General features: G+C 70.1%; 17 protein-coding genes. 8 read left to right on the forward strand and 9 right to left on the reverse strand.

Going from position 1 to position 20,704, the window contains the following annotated elements; all coding sequences use genetic code 11:
• Nucleotides 1–19: 19 nt before the first annotated feature.
• Entirely contained in the window at nucleotides 20–835 is an 816-nt protein-coding gene (locus ABD211_RS12800; RefSeq protein WP_344129979.1) for a DUF72 domain-containing protein, read from the reverse strand.
• A 28-nt stretch (nucleotides 836–863) separates the two neighbouring features.
• Entirely contained in the window at nucleotides 864–1,439 is a 576-nt protein-coding gene (locus tag ABD211_RS12805) for a hypothetical protein (protein ID WP_344129897.1), read from the reverse strand.
• A 247-nt stretch (nucleotides 1,440–1,686) separates the two neighbouring features.
• Between ABD211_RS12805 and ABD211_RS12810 the strand changes: the two genes are divergently transcribed.
• Nucleotides 1,687–1,986: a hypothetical protein gene (locus ABD211_RS12810; protein ID WP_344129900.1), complete on the forward strand. Its 300-nt coding sequence runs from the start codon at nucleotides 1,687–1,689 to the stop codon at nucleotides 1,984–1,986.
• Nucleotides 1,987–2,038: 52 nt separating this feature from the next.
• Here the strand turns inward: ABD211_RS12810 and ABD211_RS12815 are convergent, their stop codons facing one another.
• The gene (locus ABD211_RS12815) at nucleotides 2,039–4,516 is read right to left on the reverse strand and encodes an ATP-binding protein (protein WP_344129903.1); all 2,478 of its coding nucleotides are present in this window, start codon (nucleotides 4,514–4,516) and stop codon (nucleotides 2,039–2,041) included.
• 158 nt (nucleotides 4,517–4,674) lie between these two features.
• On the opposite strand from ABD211_RS12815, the gene ABD211_RS12820 reads away from it, so the two are divergent.
• The gene (locus tag ABD211_RS12820; RefSeq protein WP_344129906.1) at nucleotides 4,675–5,457 is read left to right on the forward strand and encodes a DUF3592 domain-containing protein; all 783 of its coding nucleotides are present in this window, start codon (nucleotides 4,675–4,677) and stop codon (nucleotides 5,455–5,457) included.
• Nucleotides 5,458–5,915: 458 nt separating this feature from the next.
• Nucleotides 5,916–6,728: an isocitrate lyase/PEP mutase family protein gene (locus ABD211_RS12825; RefSeq protein ID WP_344129909.1), complete on the forward strand. Its 813-nt coding sequence runs from the start codon at nucleotides 5,916–5,918 to the stop codon at nucleotides 6,726–6,728.
• A gap of 60 nt (nucleotides 6,729–6,788) precedes the next feature.
• Here ABD211_RS12825 and ABD211_RS12830 read toward each other — a convergent pair whose 3' ends face one another.
• From ABD211_RS12830 to ABD211_RS12840, 3 genes are all read right to left on the reverse strand, one after another.
• Entirely contained in the window at nucleotides 6,789–9,401 is a 2,613-nt protein-coding gene (locus ABD211_RS12830) for an RICIN domain-containing protein (RefSeq protein WP_344129912.1), read from the reverse strand.
• A 236-nt stretch (nucleotides 9,402–9,637) separates the two neighbouring features.
• Nucleotides 9,638–11,134 carry a glycoside hydrolase family 10 protein gene (locus ABD211_RS12835; protein WP_344129915.1) on the reverse strand — a complete coding sequence of 499 codons (1,497 nt, stop codon included), beginning with the start codon at nucleotides 11,132–11,134 and terminating at the stop codon, nucleotides 9,638–9,640.
• Between the two features lie 260 nt (nucleotides 11,135–11,394).
• A complete protein-coding gene (locus tag ABD211_RS12840; protein WP_344129917.1) occupies nucleotides 11,395–13,359 on the reverse strand; it encodes an acetoacetate--CoA ligase in 1,965 nt (654 codons plus the stop codon).
• A 133-nt stretch (nucleotides 13,360–13,492) separates the two neighbouring features.
• Between ABD211_RS12840 and ABD211_RS12845 the strand changes: the two genes are divergently transcribed.
• From ABD211_RS12845 to ABD211_RS12865, 5 genes are all read left to right on the forward strand, one after another.
• Nucleotides 13,493–14,470: an ABC transporter substrate-binding protein gene (locus tag ABD211_RS12845; RefSeq protein WP_344129920.1), complete on the forward strand. Its 978-nt coding sequence runs from the start codon at nucleotides 13,493–13,495 to the stop codon at nucleotides 14,468–14,470.
• A 64-nt stretch (nucleotides 14,471–14,534) separates the two neighbouring features.
• Entirely contained in the window at nucleotides 14,535–15,323 is a 789-nt protein-coding gene (locus ABD211_RS12850; protein ID WP_344129924.1) for an ABC transporter permease, read from the forward strand.
• The gene (locus tag ABD211_RS12855; RefSeq protein ID WP_344129927.1) at nucleotides 15,320–16,129 is read left to right on the forward strand and encodes an ABC transporter permease; all 810 of its coding nucleotides are present in this window, start codon (nucleotides 15,320–15,322) and stop codon (nucleotides 16,127–16,129) included. Before ABD211_RS12850 ends, ABD211_RS12855 begins: the two co-directional genes overlap by 4 nt.
• Nucleotides 16,122–16,910 (forward strand): ABC transporter ATP-binding protein, encoded by a 789-nt coding sequence (locus tag ABD211_RS12860; RefSeq protein ID WP_344129930.1) that lies wholly within the window; start codon nucleotides 16,122–16,124, stop codon nucleotides 16,908–16,910. The genes ABD211_RS12855 and ABD211_RS12860 overlap by 8 nt, the downstream gene beginning before the upstream one ends.
• A gap of 22 nt (nucleotides 16,911–16,932) precedes the next feature.
• On the forward strand, nucleotides 16,933–17,766 hold the full coding sequence (locus ABD211_RS12865) for a PaaX family transcriptional regulator (RefSeq protein WP_344129933.1): 834 nt from the start codon (nucleotides 16,933–16,935) through the stop codon (nucleotides 17,764–17,766).
• Nucleotides 17,767–17,775: 9 nt separating this feature from the next.
• Here the strand turns inward: ABD211_RS12865 and ABD211_RS12870 are convergent, their stop codons facing one another.
• Genes ABD211_RS12870 through ABD211_RS12880 form a run of 3 tightly spaced genes read right to left on the reverse strand, consistent with a single transcriptional unit; the run spans nucleotide 17,776 to nucleotide 20,700 of the window.
• Nucleotides 17,776–18,921, reverse strand: a complete 1,146-nt coding sequence (locus tag ABD211_RS12870; RefSeq protein ID WP_344129936.1) for a mandelate racemase/muconate lactonizing enzyme family protein — start codon at nucleotides 18,919–18,921, stop codon at nucleotides 17,776–17,778.
• 1 nt (nucleotide 18,922) lies between these two features.
• Complete coding sequence (locus ABD211_RS12875) at nucleotides 18,923–19,750, reverse strand: carbohydrate ABC transporter permease (protein ID WP_344129938.1); 828 nt, start codon at nucleotides 19,748–19,750, stop codon at nucleotides 18,923–18,925.
• The gene (locus ABD211_RS12880) at nucleotides 19,750–20,700 is read right to left on the reverse strand and encodes a carbohydrate ABC transporter permease (RefSeq protein ID WP_344129940.1); all 951 of its coding nucleotides are present in this window, start codon (nucleotides 20,698–20,700) and stop codon (nucleotides 19,750–19,752) included. Before ABD211_RS12880 ends, ABD211_RS12875 begins: the two co-directional genes overlap by 1 nt.
• Nucleotides 20,701–20,704 lie beyond the last annotated feature (4 nt).

Genomic DNA, 20,704 nt, shown 5'->3' on the forward strand with positions numbered 1-20,704 from the left:
AGCCGATGACGCGACGGATCTAGAAGAGCGTGAGTGGCGCCGTTTCGATCGGGTCGGGCAGCGGCGCCAGGTCCGGCACCCTGACCCGCACGTCGTCGTGGAAGCGGCGGGCCAGATCCGGGGCCCGCGCGTCGTCGGGCGTGTGGACGAACACGGTCGGCGAGCGCCCTTCGCGCAGCCAGCCCACCACGACGTCGACCCAGGGCAGCCACCCCGCGATCGTGTCCTCGTCGGCGTCGCGTCCCAGGTAGCGCACGATCGGCCGGTCGGTCAGCGCCGTCGTACGCAACGGGAGGCGCGGCTTCCTGGTCCACGCGTCGCGTTCCGCGTCGCTGGTCGGCGGGTGCCGGAAGAACGCCGTGGTGTCGAACGGCACCCACTCGGCGGCCACCACGGCGAGCGCCTCCTCCAGCAGCCGCGCCGCGCCGGGACTGGTGAAGAAGTCGGGATGGCGCACCTCGACCGCGTAGCGGTGGGCGGTCGGCAGGCGGCGCAGGAAGCTGGCGAGCACGCCCACGTCCGGGGGCCCGAACGACCCCGGCAACTGGACCCACACGGCGTGCGTCCGGGGGCCGAGCGGCTCGATGGCGCGCAGGAACGCGCCCAACTCGGCGTCGGCACCGGCGAGGCGGCGCTCGTGGGTGACAGTCCTCGGCAGCTTGACCACGAACCGGAAGTCGGGCCCGGTCTGCCGCGCCCAGGACGCCACGGTCTCGCTGGTCGGGGTCGCGTAGAACGTCGTGTTGCCCTCGACCGCGGTGCAGCGGCTGGCGTAGGCGCGCAGCCGGTCCGGGCCGGTCTGCCACCGCGCCTGCCACGCCTTGTGCGTCCACATGGCGCAGCCGACATGAAGTCGCATGCCGCTACGTTAGCCGGCCCGCGCTGTAGCGCTCGATCGCGGCCAGGACCTCCGACTCGGCGCGGTCGGTGAAGCTGAGCAGCGCGCTGAGCGGTGGGCCGAAGTACCACCAGCCGATCGTGGCGTCGAACGTACCGGCCGGGCCGAACTGCCGGCGGATGTCCGGGTCGCGTGGCCGGATCTTGATCATCCTTTCGAACGCCCACCAGCGGCTCCGGCTCACCAGCTCGATCGACTCCCACGGCAGCCAGACCGCCCGCACGGGCACCGACCGGCATTTGACCCACATGCCATCCGGCCCGGCGGCGAGCACCGGGCCGCGCGAGGCCAGCGCCCACAGGTACACCCCGAGCAGGAAACCCACGACCGGCACCAGGCAGCCACCGGCGACGACGACGGCGATCACGCCGCGGCCGGCGGTGGTGGGAACCAGTAGCGCCGCCGGACCGAGCAGCACCAGGCACCACGCGAAGTACGCCGACCCGTACACGAGCAGCCGCTTACGGACGTTGTGGTGCACCACCAACGGCAGGTCGGCCGGGATCCGTTCGGTCAGTCGCAGCGGTGGTGTCGACACCATGAACGCCTCCAAGCTGATCCGGCACGCTCGACAGATCTAAGCACGCCCGTCCTCAGGGAGGCGCGGTTGACGACCGCCGCCCTGTCCAGCGCTGTCCGTCGCTGTCCAGAACCGAGCCAGCCGCGGACATCGACTCTCCACAATGGCCGTCATCGGTTCCGGCGACGGGCTCAGCCGCGTCGGCGAATGGACGAGGGGAAGGCGTATGAAGATGGTTCGGCGGGTAGCTCTCGCAGGAGTGACGCTGATGTTGGCAACGGCCGGCACGGTTCTGCTGTCGGCGTCGCCGGCACAGGCGGCAACAACCTGCCCGGCCACGGACCCGGGCTTTCTCATCGGCGGCGGCATGGGCGGTGCCGAGGGCGTGGATACCGGGGCACGGACCGGAAGCTCGGGCGACGGGTTGTACACGTTGACGTGCTACTACCGGGGCCGGCACTGGGTCGCGCCGACCGGCGGCAGCCTCAGCTACGTCGGGTACTGCAGCTGGCGCAAGGAGTGGTACCTGATCGGCGGTTGGACCGGCCGCAAGGGCCTGAGCTGTTAGCGTCCCGCGCGACCGGCCGGCGTCCGACCGCCCACGGGGTGTCGGACGCCGGCTACGGCTCACCGGCTGACACGAGAGCCAGTCCGTCGAGCGCCTCGGCCTCGCTGGCGCGGTCGCCGACGCGCCGGGCCAGCTCGATCGCCCGGCGGTAGTGCCGCACCGCCTCCCCGTGGCCACCCCGCCGGTCGGCCAGCGCCGCCAGGTTGAGCACGCAGCGGGCCTGGCCGTAGAGGTCGCCGCGCTGGGTGAACCGGCGCAGGGCCCGCACGTGGCACTCGGCCGACTCGGCCAGCCGGCCCAGGTCGCGCTCGGCCGCGCCGAGGTTGTCCAGCGCGTACGTCTCGCCCGTGCCGTCGCCCACCTGGCGGAACTCCTCGATGGCGCGACGGTGGTGCGCGGCCGCCTCGTCGGGCCGGCCCTGGCGCGCCAGCACCTCCCCCAGGCTCGTCAGCGTGTACGCGCCGCCGTCGCGGCAGCCGATGTCGCGGTGCGTCACCAGCGCGCGGCGCAGCAGGTCGGCGGCCTCGTCGAGTCGGTGCTGACGCAGGCGGACCACGCCGAGGTTCGTCATCGCGCGGGCCTCACCGTGCGGATCGCCGAGCCGCGCGAAGCCGGCCATAGCCTCGCCGCAGTAGCGGGCGGCCTCCGCCAGCGCACCCTGCCGCCAGTGCACGATGCCCAGGCTGTTCATCATCCGGACGCGGCCGGCCTCGTCGCCGAGCGCGGTCAGCAGGTCGTGTGCCCGCTGAAAGTGGTCGGCCGCCCGGGCCAGTTCGCTGCGCTGCCAGTACGCGCTGCCGAGATCGCCGAGTGCGCGGGCCTCGGCGGCCGGTTCGGCGAGCTGCCGGGCGGCCTCCACGGCGCGGGTGTGCACGGCGACGGCCTCGCGCGGGTGGCCGCCGTCCAGATAGCGGAACAGGACCCGGGCCAGCATCACCGCGTGCCCGTACCGGTCGTGGGCCACGGCGTCGTCGACCACCGCGACCAGGTTGGCGCGCTCAACGTCGAGCCAGGCGAGCGCGTCGGTGGGGTTCTCCAGCGGCGGGCAGGCGACGGCCCCGCGCCCGGCCGGCGGTCGCCGGTCCACATCGGCCGGATAGAGCGCGTGCACCGCCTGGTCGGCGGCGCGCACGTAGTGCCCGTAGAGGCGCTCGCGCGCCGTGTCGGGAGCGGGCCGGGCGTTGCGCGCGAGCGCCAGGCTCGCCGCGTAGGCCCGCAGAAGATCATGCATCTGGTACCGGCGGGAGGCGTCCGTTCCGGCGGCGGCGACCTGCACGAGGTGGGCGCGCGTGAGCGTGTCGAGCAGGTCCCCCGCCTGGTCGACGGGCACACCGGCGAGCGCGGCCGCGGCGTAACGGTCGAAGTCCCGCCCCGGGTGCAGGCCCAGGGTCCGCAACAGGCGCCGTGCGGCCGGCGCCAGCTGCCGGTACGACCAGGAGAAGACCGCGTCAACGGCGGTGAGACGGTCGGTGCCGGCGCTGAGCCGGCGCAGCCGGCGCTGCTCGTCCGTCAGGTCGGTGACGAGCTCGACCAGACCGGCGGACGGGCGGGCGACGGCGATCTCCGCCGCGATGCGCAGGGCGAGTGGCAGCCGGGCACACTGGTCGACGAGCTGCCGGGCCGCGGGCGGGTCGCGCCTCACCTGCTCGGCCGCCAGCCGCCGCAGCAGGTCGAGGGCGTCCGCGTCCGGCAGCACGTCGAGGGCCACCCGGTGCGCGCCGTGCCGCACCACCAGCCCGGCCTGCGTGTCCCGGCTCGTGACCAGCACGAGGCACGTCCCGCAGCCGGGCAGGAGCGGTCGCACCTGTTCGGCCGTCGCCGCGTTGTCGAGCACCACGAGGGCGCGCTTGTGCTCCAGCTCCGTGCGGTAGCGCGACGCGCGTTCCTGCTCGTCGACGGGGATCTCGTGCGAGGGCACGCCGAGCGCGCGCAGGAAGCCGGCCAGCGCGTCGGCCGGCTGCAGCGGTCGCTCCGGGTGGTAGCCGCGCAGGTCGACGAACAGCTGCCCGTCCGGGAAGGCCGCCCTGGACCGGTGGGCGAAGCGCACGGCGAGCGACGTCTTGCCGACGCCGCCGGTGCCGACGATGACGATCAGCCGGCTCGCGGCGACAGCCAGTTCGTCGAGTCGGGCCAGTTCGGTCCCGCGCCCGACGAAGTCGGCCACGTCCATGGGCAGCTGTGCCGGCACCGCGGATCGGCTGGGGTCCGCGGCCGGGCGCTGCCGACGGCCGTCGGCGACGCGGTCGAGCGCGGTGGCCAGCCCGCCCTGCTCTCCGGGGGACGCGCCGAGCAGGCGGACCAGCACGTCGAACCGGTCCGGCGGCGGCAGCGTCTGCCCGGTGAAGTACTGTCCGATGATGCTGTGCGACCACCCGGCACGGGCGGCGATGTCGCGGTAGGTCGGCACCGGCTGCCCGGTGCGGCGCGCGTACCGGCGCCGCAAGGCGTGCAACACCTCGGCCAGCTCGGCGAGCGTCGTCACCGACGCCAGGCGGTCGGGCGACACCCCCGTCGCGTCGTCCGCGCCCATCACCCTCCCCGCAAGCTCCATCGGTGTCGTTCGATGGGTTTCGACAGTACCCGCAGGACGCCGACGGCCCTCCACGGCTGTCGCGTTGGGGACGCAGGCGCGCCGCCCACGTGAGGCCGCCATACGCTTCGGTCGATTCGATCGGGAGTGGGACACGTATGCGCGCCAGCCGGTGGAGCCTGAACATCGTCGGTAGCGCCTGCCTGACGGCCGGCGTGCTCTGCGGCGTGTGGGCACTCGTCGCCTCGTCCGGAGGGTCGGGCAGCCTGGTGTTCACGGCGGTGGTGTTGATCCCGGTCGGCCTCCTCCTCCTGGGCGGCGCGCGGTCCGTAGCCAAGCTGGACACGTCCGCCCTGCTCCGCGACGGCATGCCGGGCACGGCGCAGGTGCTGTCGGTGCGGGACACGGGCACGACCATCGGCGACGTGAACCTGGTGGTCCAGCTCCACCTGCGCGTGACGCTGCCCGGCCGGCCGCCGTACCGGGCGGCGATCCGGCACGTGCTGCAGGGCCGCACGGCGTGGAGTTCGCTACGGCCCGGCATGGTGGTGCCCGTCCGCGTGGACCGGGCGAACCCGGGCACCGTCGCGGTTGCCCCGGTCGAGGCGGAGCCGACCCTGTACGACCTGGTGACCGCGCCAACGGCCGGGGCGACGGTCACCACGGTCACCGCGGACGACATCGTCGCCGCCGGGGTGGCCTCGTACGGCCAGGTCCTGTCCCTGGAGCTGGCCGGGCACCCGGATGCCGACGGGGACGAGGACCCGCCGGTCCAGGTCGGCTTGAGCTACGTCGGGCCGAACGGCACGGAGCTGCAGACGACGGCCCTGGTCCACCTCCCCGACGGCAAGGAGCACCTGCTGGCCCCCGGCCGGCCGGTGCCGGTGTCCTACCTGCCGGACAGCCCGGAAACCGCCACGATCGACTGGTCGCGTGTCTGACGGCCGGACCGGCGCCGATCATGCGCGAGCACCGCCATCGACTCCGGTTTGGCATTGAACCACGTCGCGAAGTCGGCCCTCGCGTCCCAGAGGATGCCGGCCGCGGAATTACACGAGGGTTCGGAACCACGTTTCTTCGCGATGACGTGATTCGGTTGGCGCCGCTCTTTCGCTGAGCCGAACTCGGCGTTTCTTCGGCGTTTCATTGTCCAGAGAGGCATCGCGAAACGGCTGGTCGGACAGTTGCCGTTTCACAGCGCATCGACCATGAGAAATACTTGTTGGTGACCCTCTTGACCCTCATTACAGCCACGTTCAAACGCCGGTCCTCGGGCCGGCAACACCTACGACACCGTGCCGAAGAAAGGCATTGGAGGTTCGGCACGAGGCGTGGGGTCTCGCGGTCCGTTCGCCGGTTAGTGTGTGTCCACACCGCCGCGGCCCTTGGGGGGGACGACATGAGCACGCAGGACGAGCGAGTCGCCGAGTTCCGCCGTCTGCACGCGACCGGCACCTTCGTCATGCCGAACTACTGGGACGCGGGAACCGCCCGCGCGCTGGCACAACTCGGCTTTCCGGCGCTCGCCACGACCAGCGCCGGCTTCGCGTGGACGACGGGTCGTGCGGACAACCAGGTGACGATCGAGGACGTGACCGAGCACCTGCGCGTCACCGCCGCGTCCGTGTCGGTGCCGGTGAACGCCGACTTCGAGGGCGGCTACGCGGTCGATCCCGAACACGTCGCGACGAACGTGCGGTTGGCGGCGGGCACCGGGATCGCCGGGCTGTCCATCGAGGACTCCACCGGCGACACGGACCATCCGCTGCACGACTTCGACCTGGCGGTGGAGCGCGTCCGCGCCGCACGCGAAGCGATCGACGCGAGCGGCACCGGCGTCGTCCTGACCGGCCGGTCGGAGGGATTCGTGGTCGGCCGCCCGGACATCGACGAGACGCTGCGACGGCTGCGTGCCTACGCCGACGCGGGCGCCGACTGTCTCTACGCGCCACGGGTCAGCACCCACGAGCACGTTGCCGCGATCGTCGGGGCCGTGGCCCCCAAACCCGTGAACCTCCTTATCAACGCACCGTTCATCACGGTCGCCGAGGCGGCGGCACTCGGCGTCCGACGCATCAGTGTCGGCGGGACCCTCGCGCGGGTCGCGTGGGGCGCACTCCTGCAGGCGGCCCACGAGATCAAGGATGCCGGTACGTTCACCCGCTTCGACGGCCTGCCCGACGTCGACGCGCTGTTCCGCCGTCCGGAATAGCGCTCACGCGGGCTTGAGCCGGAGGGGCCGGGCAGAGGTTCTGCCCGGCCCCGGATGTGCTCAGCTGCGCAGGCTCCACTGCTGGTTCGTGCCGCCGTTGCAGGACCATAGAATTATCTTCGTGCCGTTCGCGGTGGCGGCGCCGAAGGCGTCAACGCAGAGTCCGGACTGGACATTCGTGACGGTGCCGTTGGCGTTGAGGTTCCACTGCTGGTTGAGCCCACCGTGGCAGTCCCAGATGATGACCTGGGTGCCGTTGGTGGTGCCCGCCCCGGACGCGTCCAGGCACTTGCTGCCGTACACGGTCAGCTGCTTGGCCGCGGTGTACGTCCACCGCTGGTTCGTGCCGCCGGAGCAGTCCCACAGCTGCGCCTGGGTGCCGTTGGCGGTCGTGGAGTTCGGCACGTCGACGCAACGACCCGACTGGCCGCCCACGAGCTGCACGTTCTGCTGGCCGCCGCCGCTGCCCTGCCGCCTGACGATGGACTTCGACTCAGCCGATCGGTTGCCCTGCGCGTCGAGGACGTAGAGCCGGTAGTCGCCCGACGACGTGGGCACGGCTATCGACGTGGCGGTGCCGTCGGCCCTGGTCATCGTCGCGCCCGCGACGAACGTCGTCGTGCCGGAGGGAGCCAACCAGATCGACCTGGTCGCGTCACCGGTGCTCCGGATCGGCACCGACGACGTCCCGCTGCCGACGAAGGTGCTGGCCGGCAGGGCGTAGTCCGGCAGGGAGAGGTTGCCTGCCGGCACGATGTCCCGGTAGGCGTCCTCGAGCCCGGAGTTCACGGCGATGCCGTAGGCCGCCGCCGGCCAGACATAGTCGGAGTAGACGAGGATGTCCTGGACCGTGCTGTTCGGCAGGCTCTTGTTGGAGACCTTGTTGATCGGGCCGTACGTCTGCGTGATGCTCAGATCGTGCTTGCGCCCGAAGTCGTCGGAGTTGATGAGCCAGGTGACGTTCTTGTCCACGCTCAGGACGTTGTCGCGGAAGGTGATGTACGCCGAGCCCTCATCCGGGTGCAGCCCGTACTTGTGTCCGGACGGCACTCCCTGGAGATAGTTGTTGGCGATGACGGTTCCGGGCTGGCTGCCGAGCGTGTAGATGGGAGCCGTATCGGCCAGGCGCTGGACCGTGTCGATGATGTGGTTGTAGCTGATGTTGTTGTTCCTGGCCGTCGTGGTCGGCCGGTTGGGCGCGATCGACCCTGACGATCCGTCGAAGTTCCACCACCCCCACCCGAGGGTGATGCCCGACCACGGCGCCTTCTCGATCCGGTTGCGCTGCACGGTCAGGGTGTCGACGAAGTATGCCGAGATCGGACTGTGCCCGTTGAACAGCACGGCGCTGTCGTAGAGGTAGTTGTTCCTGATCTCGATGTTCCTGGGGAGTCCCTCGACCTGGGTCGGGTACTTCTCGCGGTTGCTCGACGTGTGGTCGCCGATGTAGACGTGCTGGGGATGGCCCACCGAGATGGCGGAGCCGGCGACGTCGTTGGTGTAGTTCCCGATCAACTGCGAGCTCTGCACGTCGTTGACCAGACTGATGCCGTCGGCACCGGTGTGCTCCACCCGGTTGCGCGAAAACAGGATCCCGTCGGCGTTCTGGACGTGGATGATGCCGGGGGTGACGTCCACGTTGCGGTAGTAGTAGTCGTGGAAGTTGCGCCTCGCGTACGCGGTGGCACCCAGGTTGCCCTGCTGCGCCTGCTTGAACTCGGAGCCGGCCACGTTGAAGAGGTTCCAGTCGGAGTGGCGCACCGTGAGACCGGAGAACGTGATGTTGCGGGCGTGGCTGCTCGTCGAGGTGCCCGCCACCCGCAGCACGGTGGTGACGTTGTTCGGCGCGAAGACCGTCGCGGTCGACATGTCCTCGGAGCTGGCCCGGTAGTAGTACAGCGTCCGGCTGCCCTTGTCGAAGTAGAACTCGCCCGGCGCGTCCAGGAACTCGTACGCGTTCATGAGCTTGTGCGTTCCGCCGACCTGGGCGTTGCCGTTGTACGCACCCTGCGCGATGGCCGCGCCCGGCTGCTGGAACAGCGCTATCCGGTTCGAGCCGTCGCTGGTGACCTGGCGGACGCCCACGATGGCCGTGGTCCAGGTCGTCGCCGTCTCGATCTCGATATCGTCCTGGTTGCGGGCGATGGACGGGAAGTCAGACAGGCTGTATCTGGCGCCGTCACACTGAGACCCGGACTCCCAGGCCCACGCGGCCTGCCCGGCCGTGATGTTGTACGTCCCGTGGCAGCCGGCCGAACCTACCGTTTTCGAGGCCATGTAGGCCCGCTTGTTGTTGACATAGAGCGCGCGCAGCTTGTTGCTCCGGTCGAGCGGGGCTTTCCAGATGTTGCCGCTGTGCTGCGTCCAGCCGGTCACCTGGACGCCGCCCTCGAGGACCGGCCGCTCGTTCGGGTACGCGGCGTACACAACGCGGAAGCCGTTGGTGCCGGAGTCAGCGGGACCGAACTCGACGGTGCTGCTGACCGGATAGCTCCCGCCCCGCAGGTACACGTAGATGTCGCCGGTCATGTTCGCGTTGACCGTCCGGACGACGTCCCGGGCGCGCTGCAGGGTCCTGAACGGCGAGGTGAGCGTTCCCGGATCCGCGTCGTTGCCGTTGGGCGCGACGTAGTAGGTCGCCTGGGTCGCGCCCGAGGCCGGCGTTGAGCTCATAAATGCACCTGCCAGTACGGCGGAGAGGAGCACGGCGACGGCCACGACAGCCCCCATCACAGATCTACGTCCGGACATTCGCAAACTCCCTGAACGAGGTAAGACGTAAGATGTCTGACGCTAGGGCTTCAACTGATAACCGTCAATGGGCTTCCTTGCCCTGCCAGCCACGACGGCACAGGGCCCGGAGCGGGTGGCTCCGGGCCCTGCCAGCGTCCTGCTACGAAGTGCGTCGGTCAGGGGCTGGTGCACGAGATGTTGCCGGGCGCCGCGTTGGTACTCCCGTTGACCAGGAAGCCGAAGTTGGTCGCGGCGTTCCCGCCGACGGTGCCGTTGTACGAGGCGTTGCGGACGCTGATCGCGCCGCTGGTGCCGGTGTTGACGCCGTTCCAGACCTGGGCGAGGGTCTGCCCGCTGGCCAGCGTCAGCCGCACGGTCCAGCCGCTGAGCGCGGCAGAGCCGTTGTTGGTCACGATGACCTCGCCCTGGTAGCCACCGCCCCAGCTGTTGACCATGCGGAATGTCGCGGTGCAGGCGCTCCACTGCCCGGTGACGGGCGGCGCACTGGTCGGCGGCCTGCTGGTCGGCGGCGTACTCGTCGGCGGCGTGCTCGTCGGCGGCCTGCTGCTCGGCGGCACGCTCGTCGGCGGCGTGCCGCTGGTCGGCGTGGTCGTCCCCGGCACCGTGGTGGAGGCGGCGTTGAGTGCGTTGAGGACCGACGTGTACGCGGCCTTCTTGTTGCTGCCGCTGTCGAACAGCAGCGGGCTCTCGTTGCTGCGCCAGGAGTCACTGTCGCGTACGCCCCACGTCGTGATGCCGAGGCAGCGGGGGACGTTCATGCACGCCTGGGTCAGCCCCTGGTACTGACTGCTCGACGCGTTCGTGACGTCGACCTCGGTCAGCACCACGTCCACCCCGAGGGCGGCGAAGCTCGACAGCGTCTGCTGGAAGTTGCCCGGCAGCGAGCTACCCCCGGTGAAGTGGGTCTGCAGGCCGACGCAGTCGATCGGCACGCCACGGGACTTGAAGTCCTGGATCATGCGGTAGACGCCCTGCGTCTTGCCGTAGGTCCAGTTCTCGATGTTGTAGTCGTTGTAGCACAACTGCGCGGCCGGGTCGGCGGTGCGGGCGGCCCGGAACGCCGCTTCGATCCAGTCGTTGCCGGTCGCCTGCAGATTCGACGACCGCCGGCTGCCGTTCTCCTCGAAGGCCTCGTTGACCACGTCCCACTGGAAGATCTTGCCTTTGTAGTGGGCCAGGACACCGTTGATGTGGCTGATCATCGCGGAGCGCAGGGCGCTGCCACTCAGATTGCGCCAGAAGCTCGGCTGCTGCGCGTGCCAGGCGAGGGTGTGACCACGCACCCGCATGCCGTTCTGGACGGCCCAGTTGTAGAGCGCGTCACCCCTGCTGAAGTCGAACCGACCCTGGCTCGGCTCGGTCGCGTCGGGCTTCATCTCGTTGACGGCCGTCAACATGTCGAACTCGCGACGCGCGATCGTCTGGAAGCCTGAGTCGTTGAGGCGGTCCGCCCCCATGGCAAAGCCGAAGTACCGGCCGCTCCGCTCGGCGGCGGCCTTCAATGTGGTCCCGGCCGGGCCGGGGAGATCGGCGTGGGCGAAGGTGGCCATGGCCACCGAGGACACGGCGATCACCATGGCGCAGGCACCGCCGACCAGCAGCCGGGCGCGACCGCCGGCACGGCGTCTCGGGCGAACGGGAACGTCGTTCATCAGTGCGATTCCTCCTCGATCGACGACGGTCCGACCCGTCGCAGTCCCGTCTTCGCGCTGAAAAAAGGCATTGCCACGAAAGACGTACGACGTCCGACGTTAAGGACCGAACTGACGCCCGTCAATGGCGCTGGTGGCCCGTCCGTACGGCGAACTCGACGACGTCGGTCTCCGGTCCGGTGGTGGCGGGAGTACCTGCTGTCGCTGATTTCGGCGGGGATGAAACTACCGGCGAAGGGCCGGGCGCGGAGCCGCGGCCCTCATGGCCCGACGTGCCGCCGCTCGCGGTAGTACGCGACGAACGCGTCGAGCGCACCGGGGTCGAGCAGGGCGTCCGGGGACGCCACGGCCCGAGGGTCGGCGCCGCGCAGGATCTTCTTGACGGGTACCTCCAACTTCTTGCCGGTACGGGAGTAGGGGATCGCCGGTACGGCGACGACGTCGTCCGGAACGTGGCGGGGCGACAGAGCCGCGCGGATCTCGTCCGCGAGCCGCCGGCGCAGGTCGTCGTCGACGGTGACGCCCGGTTGCGGCACCACGAACAGCAGCAGCTCGCCGGGCCCGCCGGCGGCGTCCTCCAGGTGCACCACGACGCTGTCCGCCACCCCTGGGAGGTCCTGCAGCACCTGGTAGAACTCCCCCGTGCCCAGACGTACTCCCCCGCGGTTGAGGGTGGCGTCGGAACGGCCTGTGATGACGCAGGTCCCGGCGGTCGAGAAGCGGCACCAGTCACCGAACCGGAACGCGCCCGGGTAGTCCGAGAAGTACGACTCCCACAGCCGGCTGCCGTCGGCGTCGCCCCACAGACCGACGGGCATGGACGGCATCGGCGACGTGATGACGAGCTCGCCGAGCTCACCGACCACGGTGCGGCCACGTTCGTCGAAAGCCCTGACGTCCACCCCGAGGCTCGGTCCCGACATCTCGCCGGCCCAGACAGGCAGCAGGGGCGAGGCCTGGACCAGGCCGGTGCAGACATCCGTGCCACCGCTGCCCACGTTGAGCAGCACCGCGTCGCCGAACTGCTCAGCCACCCACCGGAAGCCTTCGGCGGGAAACGGACTGCCCGCCACGCCGATCTGCCGCAGCCGGGACAGATCGAACTCGCGCGCCGGGCGCAGGCCCGCCTTGCGGCACGCCATCAGGTAGCCCGGGCTCGCACCCATGAGCGTGGCGCCGGTCTGCTCCGCCACGCGCCACTGCTCCGCAACGTCGGGGTACAGCGGGTTTCCGTCGATCATCACGAGCGAGGCCCGCACGAGCGGCGCGGAGACCAGCAGGTTCCACAACATCCAGGCGGTCGTGGTGAACCAGAGCAACCGGTCGCCCGGCCCGAGATCCCAGTGCAGGCCCAGGCTCTTCAGATGCTCCAGCAGAATGCCGCCGTGGCCGTGCACGATCGCCTTCGCCGGACCGGTCGTGCCGGACGAGAACAGGACGTAGAGCGGGTGGTCGAACGGCACCGGCTCGAACTCCAACGGCGACCGCGTGGGCGCCGTCAGGTCGGCCCAGGCGAGCGCGCCGGCGAGGTCGTGCGCTCCGTACGGGACCTGCACGACGTGCCGCAGTGACGGCATCCGGGCACGGACCTGGGCGACCTCGCGACGTCGGTCGAGGTGCTCATCGCCGTAGGTGTAACCCGCGACGGCGAACATGACGGTCGGTTCGATCTGGGCGAACCGGTCGACGACGCTGTGCGGACCGAACTCGGGCGCGCAGCTGGCCCAGATGGCCCCCAGGCTGGCGGTCGCGAGGAAGGCGATGAGCGCCTCGGGACAGTTGGGTAGGTAGCCGACCACCCGGTCGCCGCGCCGCACCCCCAGGCGGCGCAGGCCGTCGCGCAGCCGGCGCACCTGCTCGGCGAGTTCGGCGAAGGTCAGCTGCACGGGCGCCCGGGTCTGCGACCAGGCGGTCACGGCGACGACGTCCGCGTCCTCGGGTCGGCCGAAGCAGTGCTGGGCGTAGTTGAGGGTGGCGCCTGCGAACCAGCGGGCGCCCGGCATCGTCCGCCCGCTCAGCACCTGGTCGTACGGCGTGGACGCGCGGACTTCGAAGTACTGCCAGACCGCCGCCCAGAAGCCCTCCAGATCGGACACCGACCACGCGTGCAGTTCGGCGTAGGTCGGGAACTCACGCTGCCGCTCGGTCGCCAGCCAGCGCTGGAAGTCTCTGACCCGGGCCCGCTCGACCCGCTCGGGGGCAAGTTGGTAGAGCAGCTCAGGCATGGCGCGGATGTTACTGGGTTTCCGTCCACCGTCGTCGTTCAACCGAATCATGACGAGCGTTCGGGAAACCTTGACTTTCGGTCCGGGCTGAGCCCACGATTGGCCACCAACACGTCCCTTGGAAGGGCCTCCTATGAAGAAGGTTCTTGCTCTTTCCCTGATCGCCACCATGGCGATCGGCCTCAGTGGATGCACGGACTCCGACTCGCCGACGACCAGTGCCACCACCAGCCCCGGTCTGCGCCATGTACGCGTCGCGGCCCTGCCCATCGCCGAGACCGCCGCTCTCTGGGCCGGCATCTCGCAGGGCATCTTCGCGCGTCACGGCCTCGAGGTGGAGGTGCTGCCGGCCCAGGGCGGCGCGCTCGCCATCCCTGCCCTGACCAAGGGTGACCTCGAGTTCGCGATCGGGCAGCCGTTCGGACCGTTCCGCGCGGATCTTCAGGACCTCGGTGTGGTGATCGTCGGGAACTACGCCTCGTCCTATGCCGGTGGAGACGACATCAACGCGGTCGTCGCGGCCAAGGCGTCCGGCATCACCCGCCCCAGGGATCTGGCCGGTCGCAAGGTCTCCGTCAACAGCCTCGGGGCCGCCGGGGACGTGACCATCATGGAGTCCGTGGCTCAGGACGGCGGCGACCCCAGCACCATCAAGTTCGTCGAGGTCGCGTTTCCCGACGTGCCGGCCCAGCTCCAGGCGGGGAACATCGACGCCGGCTGGGTGACCGAGCCCTTCGTGTCGCAGCTCAAGGCACGTGGGGACACCTTCATCGTGGCGCCCTACCAGAAGACGATCCCCGGTCTGCCCACGTTGACCGCGTTCACCACCGCGAAGCTCACGACCGAGCAGCCGGCGCTGGTCAACGACTTCGCCGCGGCGATGAAGGAAACCCTCGCGTGGGCGAAGGACCCGGCGAACAACGCGGCCCTACGCCAGGCGCTCAAGGCCAAGATGACCTCGCTGCCGCCGGCGGTCGCCGACTCGTTGCGCCTGCCCGACTACACCTGGACGATCGACAAGGCGAGCCTGCAGAAACTGATCGACCTCGCCGTCAAGTACAAGGTGCTCCCGAAGTCGCCGAACCTCGACCGGCTCGTCCAACAGAAGTAGCCACCGCCCGACGCGTCCTCCTCCGGTACGCCCCGGAGGAGGACGCGCACCATCGTGGAGCGACATGTTCTCTGAACCGCGCGCCCGTCGGCCGGTGCTCGGCGCCATCGGCCTGCTCGGTTTCCTGACCATCTGGCAACTGATGCCGATGCTCGACGTGGTCGACCGGGAGTACCTGCCGTACGTCACCGACGTCGGGGCACGGCTCGCGCAGGAGGTCGTGGACCTGGCCTTCTGGCGTCGACTCGGCCTCACGATGCAGGCGTGGGCGATCGGCCTGACCATGGCGACCGTCGCGGCTCTCGTGCTCGGCACGGTCATCGGCCTGGTGCCGTTCCTGCGGCGCGCCACGCACACCACGGTGGAGTTCCTGCGGCCCGTCCCGTCGGTGGCCATCGTGCCCATCGCCGTGATCATCCAGGGCATCAGCATCGAGGCGGCACTGATCATCACCGTCTACGCGTCGTTCTGGCAGATGTTCGTCCAGGTCCTCTACGGCGTCGCGGACGTCGACGTGGTCGCCCGCGACACCGCCCGCGCCTTCGGGCTGACGCCGACCGAACGGCTGACGATGCTGGTCCTGCCCACGGCCCTGCCGTACGTGATGACGGGTCTGCGCCTGGCCGCGTCCGTGGCGCTGATCCTCGCCATCACCGCCGAGATGGTCATCGGCAACCCGGGGTTGGGCACGCTCATCATGTTGTCCCGCTCGACGCCCGGCGACGCGGCGGGCCTCTACGCCTTTGTCGTGGTCGCGGGTCTGCTCGGCATCACCGTCAACGCGGTCTTCCGCCTCATCGAGCGCCGGGCGCTGCACTGGCACCAATCGGTCCGCGGGGAGGAAGCCCGATGAGTGCCTTGGCTGCCCGGGTCAGGAGCATCACCGCGAGCATCGCGTTCGCGGTCGGCCTGCCGGCGTTGATCCTCGTGGTCTGGGCGCTCGTGGCCAGGAAGCCCGATGAGGCGGTCGGCGCCGAGAAGTTCTACCCGGACCCGCTGACGGTCGGCCGGGCGTTCGCCGACAGCTGGATCGGCCCCGCGTTCGCCGACGAGGTGCTGCCGAGCCTCTACCGGCTCGGCATCGGCATCGTCGCGTCCATCGTGCTCGGCGTCACCGCCGGCACCGTCATCGGCCTCCTGCCGTGGCTGCGCGACCTCACCGAACCGGTGCTGGAGTTCTTCCGCGCCGTCCCGCCCCCGGCCCTCATCCCGATCGTCATGCTGCTGCTCGGCATCACCGACACCATGAAGATCGCGGTCATCGTCTCGGGCGCGGTGTGGCCCATCCTGCTGAACACCATCGACGGCGTACGGGGCACCGACAGCGTCATGACGGAGACCGCCGCGTCGTTCCGGATCACCTGGTGGCAACGGCTGTGGTTCGTCGTGCTGCCGGCGGCCAGCCCACGCATCTTCACCGGTACGCGACAGGGCCTGTCGGTCGCGTTGATCCTGATGGTCATCTCGGAGATGTTCGCCTCGTCATCCGGCCTCGGCTACCGGATCGTCTATTTCCAACGCAACTTCCTCATCGCCGAGAGCTGGAGTGGCATCGTGCTGCTCGGGCTGACCGGCGTGCTGCTCGCGGTCGTCTTCGGCGTCGTCGAGCGTCGGGTCCTCCGTTGGTATCACGGCATGCGGGAGGTCGAGCGTGGCTGAGCGGAACCCCATGTTGCGGGTGGACAACCTGCGCAAGGTCTACGAGTCGGCGAAGGGCGGCGTCGAGGCCATCGGGGACCTGAGCTTCACGATGGACGCGGGTGAGCTGCTCTGCATCGTGGGCCCGTCCGGGTGCGGCAAGACGACGCTGCTCAAGTGCATCGCCGGCCTGCTGCGGCCCAGCGGCGGCCAGGTCACGATGGACGGCGTACGCGTCACCGGACCGACGCCGTCGATGGCACTGGTCTTCCAGGAGTACGGCCGGAGCCTCTACCCCTGGCTGACCGTGCGGGGCAACGTCGAGCTTCCGCTGCGGCACAAGAAGCTCACCCGCACCCAGCGCGCCCGGCTCGTCACCGACTCGCTGGAGGCGGTCGGCCTGGCCCACGCCGCGAAGAGCCACCCCTGGCAGTTGTCGGGCGGCATGCAGCAGCGGGTCGCGATCGCCCGCGCCATCGCCTACGAGCCGGAAATCCTGATCATGGATGAGCCCTTCGCCGCGGTCGACGCGCAGACCCGCGCGGACCTGGAGGATCTCGTCCGTGACCTGCACCGAACCCGGGGCGTGTCGGTCCTGTTCGTCACCCACGACATCGACGAGTCGGTGTACCTGGGCGAACGCGTTCTGGTCCTGTCCGCGTCCCCGACGCGCGTTCAGGAGACCCTGGACGTCGACCTCCCCGCTGACCGGGATCAGATCACGACCCGGGCGCTGCCGCGGTTCACCGAGCTCCGTACGCATGTATACGGTCAGATCAAGCGGGCGAAGGAACCTCGTTGATCAAGCTGTTGGCGGGAACGGCATGACCGTGCGGAGTCGTCAGCCGAGGCAGCTCATCTTCGCGTTCCTGGGCGAGCACGTCCTCGACGCCGATCCCGGCCCGATCCGTGCGAGCATCCTCATCAACGTGCTCGACGGGGCGGGCGTAGCGGCCCCCGCGACCCGCGCCACCCTGGACCGCCTCGTCGCCTCCGGCTTCCTCGAACGGACCCGTAGCGGACGGGAGATCCTCTTCTCGCTCACGGAGCACGGCACCGCGGTGCTGAGGGAAGGCGCCGGGCGCGTGCACAGCTCGCATCCGTTCGATCCGGTGGGCAGCGGCTGGACACTCGTGACCTTCTCCATTCCCGAGGAGCACCGCACGCTGCGGCATCGCCTCCGGTCCACCCTGACGTGGGCCGGGTTCGCGCCACTGCGCGACGGGCTCTGGCTCGCACCCGGCAAAGTTGATCTCGCGGCCGCCCTGGAACCGTTGCGCGGGGACCTGCCGCCCAACGCCGTTCTGGCCTTCCACGCCAGGGAGCTGCCCGGCTACCCCGTCGCGGAGAGCGTCCGGGCGGCCTGGGATATCGAGGCCATCCGCGGCGAGCACCTCAGCTTCATCGAGACCTGGACCGGCCCGCTGTCGATGAACGGCCGCGCCGCCCTCAGCATGCGCGCGATGCTGGTGGCGGACTGGCTGGCCTTGCTGCGGGTGGACCCCCGCCTGCCGCGCGTGTTCATGGACGAGCAGTGGCCGGCGAACCGCAGTTATGAGACGTACCACCGGGTGCACGACGCCCTCCTGGCCGGGTCCGACGCGGAGTTCCACGCCCTGCTGAACCGGAAGCCGACCCCGGCCCGGCCCGGCGGATGAGGCGCCGTCTCAGGACGCCGCGAGCAGTCGGTGTCCCGCCCGCTCCGGACGGACGCCGGGCCCGTCGAACGTCGGCGTGGTCGGCCGGCGCTCGCAGGCGTGGATCGCGTCCTCGTCGACGCGGACGCCCAGCCCCGCGGAGTCGCCGAGAACGAACGCGCCGTCCTCGACGTGCACGTCGACGGTCACGCCGACCGGGGGCCGCAGGATCTGCAGCTCGCTGGCGATGTGGTTGGGCACCGAGGTCGCGGCGTGCAGCAGACCGATCGGAGTCGTGCCGATCGGGCTGACCGGCAGGTCGTGGGCATGGGCGAGGGCCGCGACGCGCAGGAAGTGGGTCACGCCCCACACCGCGGCCGCCTGGACGATGTCGACCGCGCCGGCGGACAGGAGGTGGCGGTACTGTTCCAGCCCGCTCAGGTTCTCCCCGGTGGCGACCGACGCGCGGATCGACCGTCCCACCGCGGCGTGACCCTCGGCGTCCCAACGGCGGACGGGTTCCTCGACCCAGATGAGGTCGAGCGTCCGCTCCAGCTCGCCGACGTAGCGGACCGCCTGCTTGCGGCTCCACGTCTCGTTGGCGTCGAGCATGAGTCCGGGCCGCTTCCCCCGGCCGGCCTCGGTGAGCACGTCGCGCACCAGGGTCAGCCGGTGGCGGTCGCGTTCGACGTCAAGGCCTCCCTTGATCTTGGCCGTCCGCAGGCCCAGTTCGGCGTACGCCCGGTAAAGGTCGACCAGCTCATCGTCGGTCAGGCCGATGTCGAGGCCTGACGCGTACGCCGGCACTCTGGGGTCGCGCCCACCCAGCAGGCGCCACAGTGGCTCGCCCGCCGCCTGCGCCTTGATGTCCCACAGCGCGGTGTCCAGCGCGCCGATCGTGCCGAAGACGGCGCCCGCGTGACCGGCCTTGAAGCTGTGCCGCAGCATCCGGTCGTACAGGGCCGTCACGGAGCGCGGGTCCTCGCCCTCGATGGCGGTGAAGATCTCCGCCAGCTCGACGTGCGGGCCCAGCCCGACGCCGTTGATCCCTTCGTCCGTGGTCACCACGACGAGCGGCATGGCCGTGACGCCGTCGGGGACGACCCCGTTGGCGTCGCCAACGGCCCGGCCCCAGTCGTGCACGGTCGTCAGGGCGTGAAACCCAGTGATTCGCATGTCAGCCCTTCGTTGAACCAGCGGTGACGGCGTCGGCGATCCGGCGCTGGAAGAACAGATAGACCGCCAGTACGGGTACCGCGGCGATGAGGACGCCCGAGGCGAAGGTGGGGATGTCAGCGGAGTACTGCCCGCGCAGGACGGTCACCCCGACCATGAGGGTCCGGTGCTCGGCGGACGGCATCATCAGCAGCGCGATGAGCACGTCGTTCCAGCAGAACAACGCGTCGAGAACGCCGACGGACAGCAGCGCGGGCGCGCCGATGGGCAGCATGATCCGGCGGTAGACGCCGTACAGGCTGTTCCCGTCGATGCGGGCGGCGTCGACGAGGTCCGCCGGGACACCGCTGTAGTACGTCGTCATCAGAAAGATCGTGAACGGCAGGAACTGCGCGACGTAGGCCAGGATCAGGCCCGGATAGGTGTCGACCAGGCCGACGTCCGCCATGGTGCGCACGAGCGGCACCATGATCACCTGAAACGGCACGAAGAGTGCCGCGAGGCAGCCCAGGAACAACGCCCGTGACCCCCGGAAGCGCACATGGCTCAACGCGAAGCCGGCCATGGACCCGAACAGGAGGAGCAGCAGGACGGCCCCGGTGACGACGATGAACGAGTTGGCGAGGTAGCGGGCCATGCCCGCGCTCGTCCACGCGGTGGCCAGGTTCTCCCAGCGCACCGAGGTCGCCGGCGAGAACCTGTCCAGGATGTACTCGTGGCGGGTCTTCATGGCGGCGTTGGCGGTGAACAGCAGCGGATAGATGGTGGCCAACGCGAGCGCGGTCATCAACCCGGCGACAACCCACCGGCCGATCCGGGCACCGCGCATCAGTCCTCCCTCCCCGACCGCCGCAGCAGGGCGACCTGCGCGAGACCGACGACGAGCATCAGCAGGAACAGGACGGTCGACGCGGCGGAGGCCAGCGCGGGCCGGTTCAGCTGACCCTGTTGGATCCAGATGTAGTACTCAGGCAGGTAGGTCGACCCGCCGGGCCCGCCGCTCGTCATCACGAAGATCAGGCCGAACATCGACGTCAGCATCCCGATCATGGTCGTCACGAAGACGAACTGGATCGTGCGGGACAGACCCGGCACGATCACGTGCCGGATCACCTGCGGCAGGGACGCGCCGTCCGAGCGCGCCGCGTCCAGCAGCGCCGGGTCCAACGTCGCGAACCCGGCGAGGAAGACCACCAGCGCCATGCCGAACGTGGCCCACACGTGGACGCCGACCACGGTGAAGATCGCGACTTTCGAGTCGCCGAGCCAGTCCACCGGCGCGATCCCCACCGCCCCGAGCACCCGGTTGAGCGGCCCGTCGAAGGCCAGGAGCAGGTTGAAGATCGAACCGACGATCACCGGCGACAGCACGGCGGGGAAGAAGTAGACGCTGCGGTAGAACCGGTGTCCGGGCACCCGGAGGAAGATGAAGGTCGCCAACAGGCCCGGGATCGCGACGGCGACGGGCAGCAGCAGCACCAGCCACCCGACGTTGCGCAGGGCGATGCGGAACACCGGGTCGTCGAACAGTTCGACGTAGTTGTCGAACCCGACCGAAGTCCCGTCCCGGTCGCCGTCGCCGGTGAAGGAGAAGTTCACGCCGAGCGCCAACGGCCACAGCCGGAATACCAGGATGATCAGGATCGCGGGCAGGAGCAGGACGAAGGGCGCGAGCCGATCGCCCAGCGGTCGTCGGGCCCGGCGGGGCGTCCCGTCCGCGTCGTTGGTCCGCCCCGCCGGGGCGGGGCGGACCAACGACGGCGTTTCTCCGAGGGGCACAGGG

It is taken from the genome of Luedemannella flava, from assembly GCF_039528515.1.
Taxonomy (GTDB): domain Bacteria; phylum Actinomycetota; class Actinomycetes; order Mycobacteriales; family Micromonosporaceae; genus Luedemannella; species Luedemannella flava.

Bases quoted from the DNA above. Each gene is read 5' to 3' on its own strand.
- ABD211_RS12835 (WP_344129915.1), bottom strand. From the start codon at position 11,134: ATGAACGACGTTCCCGTTCGCCCGAGACGCCGTGCCGGCGGTCGCGCC.
- ABD211_RS12850 (WP_344129924.1), top strand. From the start codon at position 14,535: ATGTTCTCTGAACCGCGCGCCCGTCGGCCGGTGCTCGGCGCCATCGGC.
- ABD211_RS12865 (WP_344129933.1), top strand. From the start codon at position 16,933: ATGACCGTGCGGAGTCGTCAGCCGAGGCAGCTCATCTTCGCGTTCCTG.
- ABD211_RS12830 (WP_344129912.1), bottom strand. From the start codon at position 9,401: ATGAGCTCAACGCCGGCCTCGGGCGCGACCCAGGCGACCTACTACGTC.
- ABD211_RS12810 (WP_344129900.1), top strand. From the start codon at position 1,687: ATGTTGGCAACGGCCGGCACGGTTCTGCTGTCGGCGTCGCCGGCACAG.
- ABD211_RS12845 (WP_344129920.1), top strand. From the start codon at position 13,493: ATGAAGAAGGTTCTTGCTCTTTCCCTGATCGCCACCATGGCGATCGGC.
- ABD211_RS12815 (WP_344129903.1), bottom strand. From the start codon at position 4,516: ATGGGCGCGGACGACGCGACGGGGGTGTCGCCCGACCGCCTGGCGTCG.
- ABD211_RS12820 (WP_344129906.1), top strand. From the start codon at position 4,675: ATGCGCGCCAGCCGGTGGAGCCTGAACATCGTCGGTAGCGCCTGCCTG.
- ABD211_RS12805 (WP_344129897.1), bottom strand. From the start codon at position 1,439: ATGGTGTCGACACCACCGCTGCGACTGACCGAACGGATCCCGGCCGAC.
- ABD211_RS12855 (WP_344129927.1), top strand. From the start codon at position 15,320: ATGAGTGCCTTGGCTGCCCGGGTCAGGAGCATCACCGCGAGCATCGCG.
- ABD211_RS12875 (WP_344129938.1), bottom strand. From the start codon at position 19,750: ATGCGCGGTGCCCGGATCGGCCGGTGGGTTGTCGCCGGGTTGATGACC.
- ABD211_RS12800 (WP_344129979.1), bottom strand. From the start codon at position 835: ATGTGGACGCACAAGGCGTGGCAGGCGCGGTGGCAGACCGGCCCGGAC.
- ABD211_RS12825 (WP_344129909.1), top strand. From the start codon at position 5,916: ATGAGCACGCAGGACGAGCGAGTCGCCGAGTTCCGCCGTCTGCACGCG.
- ABD211_RS12840 (WP_344129917.1), bottom strand. From the start codon at position 13,359: ATGCCTGAGCTGCTCTACCAACTTGCCCCCGAGCGGGTCGAGCGGGCC.
- ABD211_RS12870 (WP_344129936.1), bottom strand. From the start codon at position 18,921: ATGCGAATCACTGGGTTTCACGCCCTGACGACCGTGCACGACTGGGGC.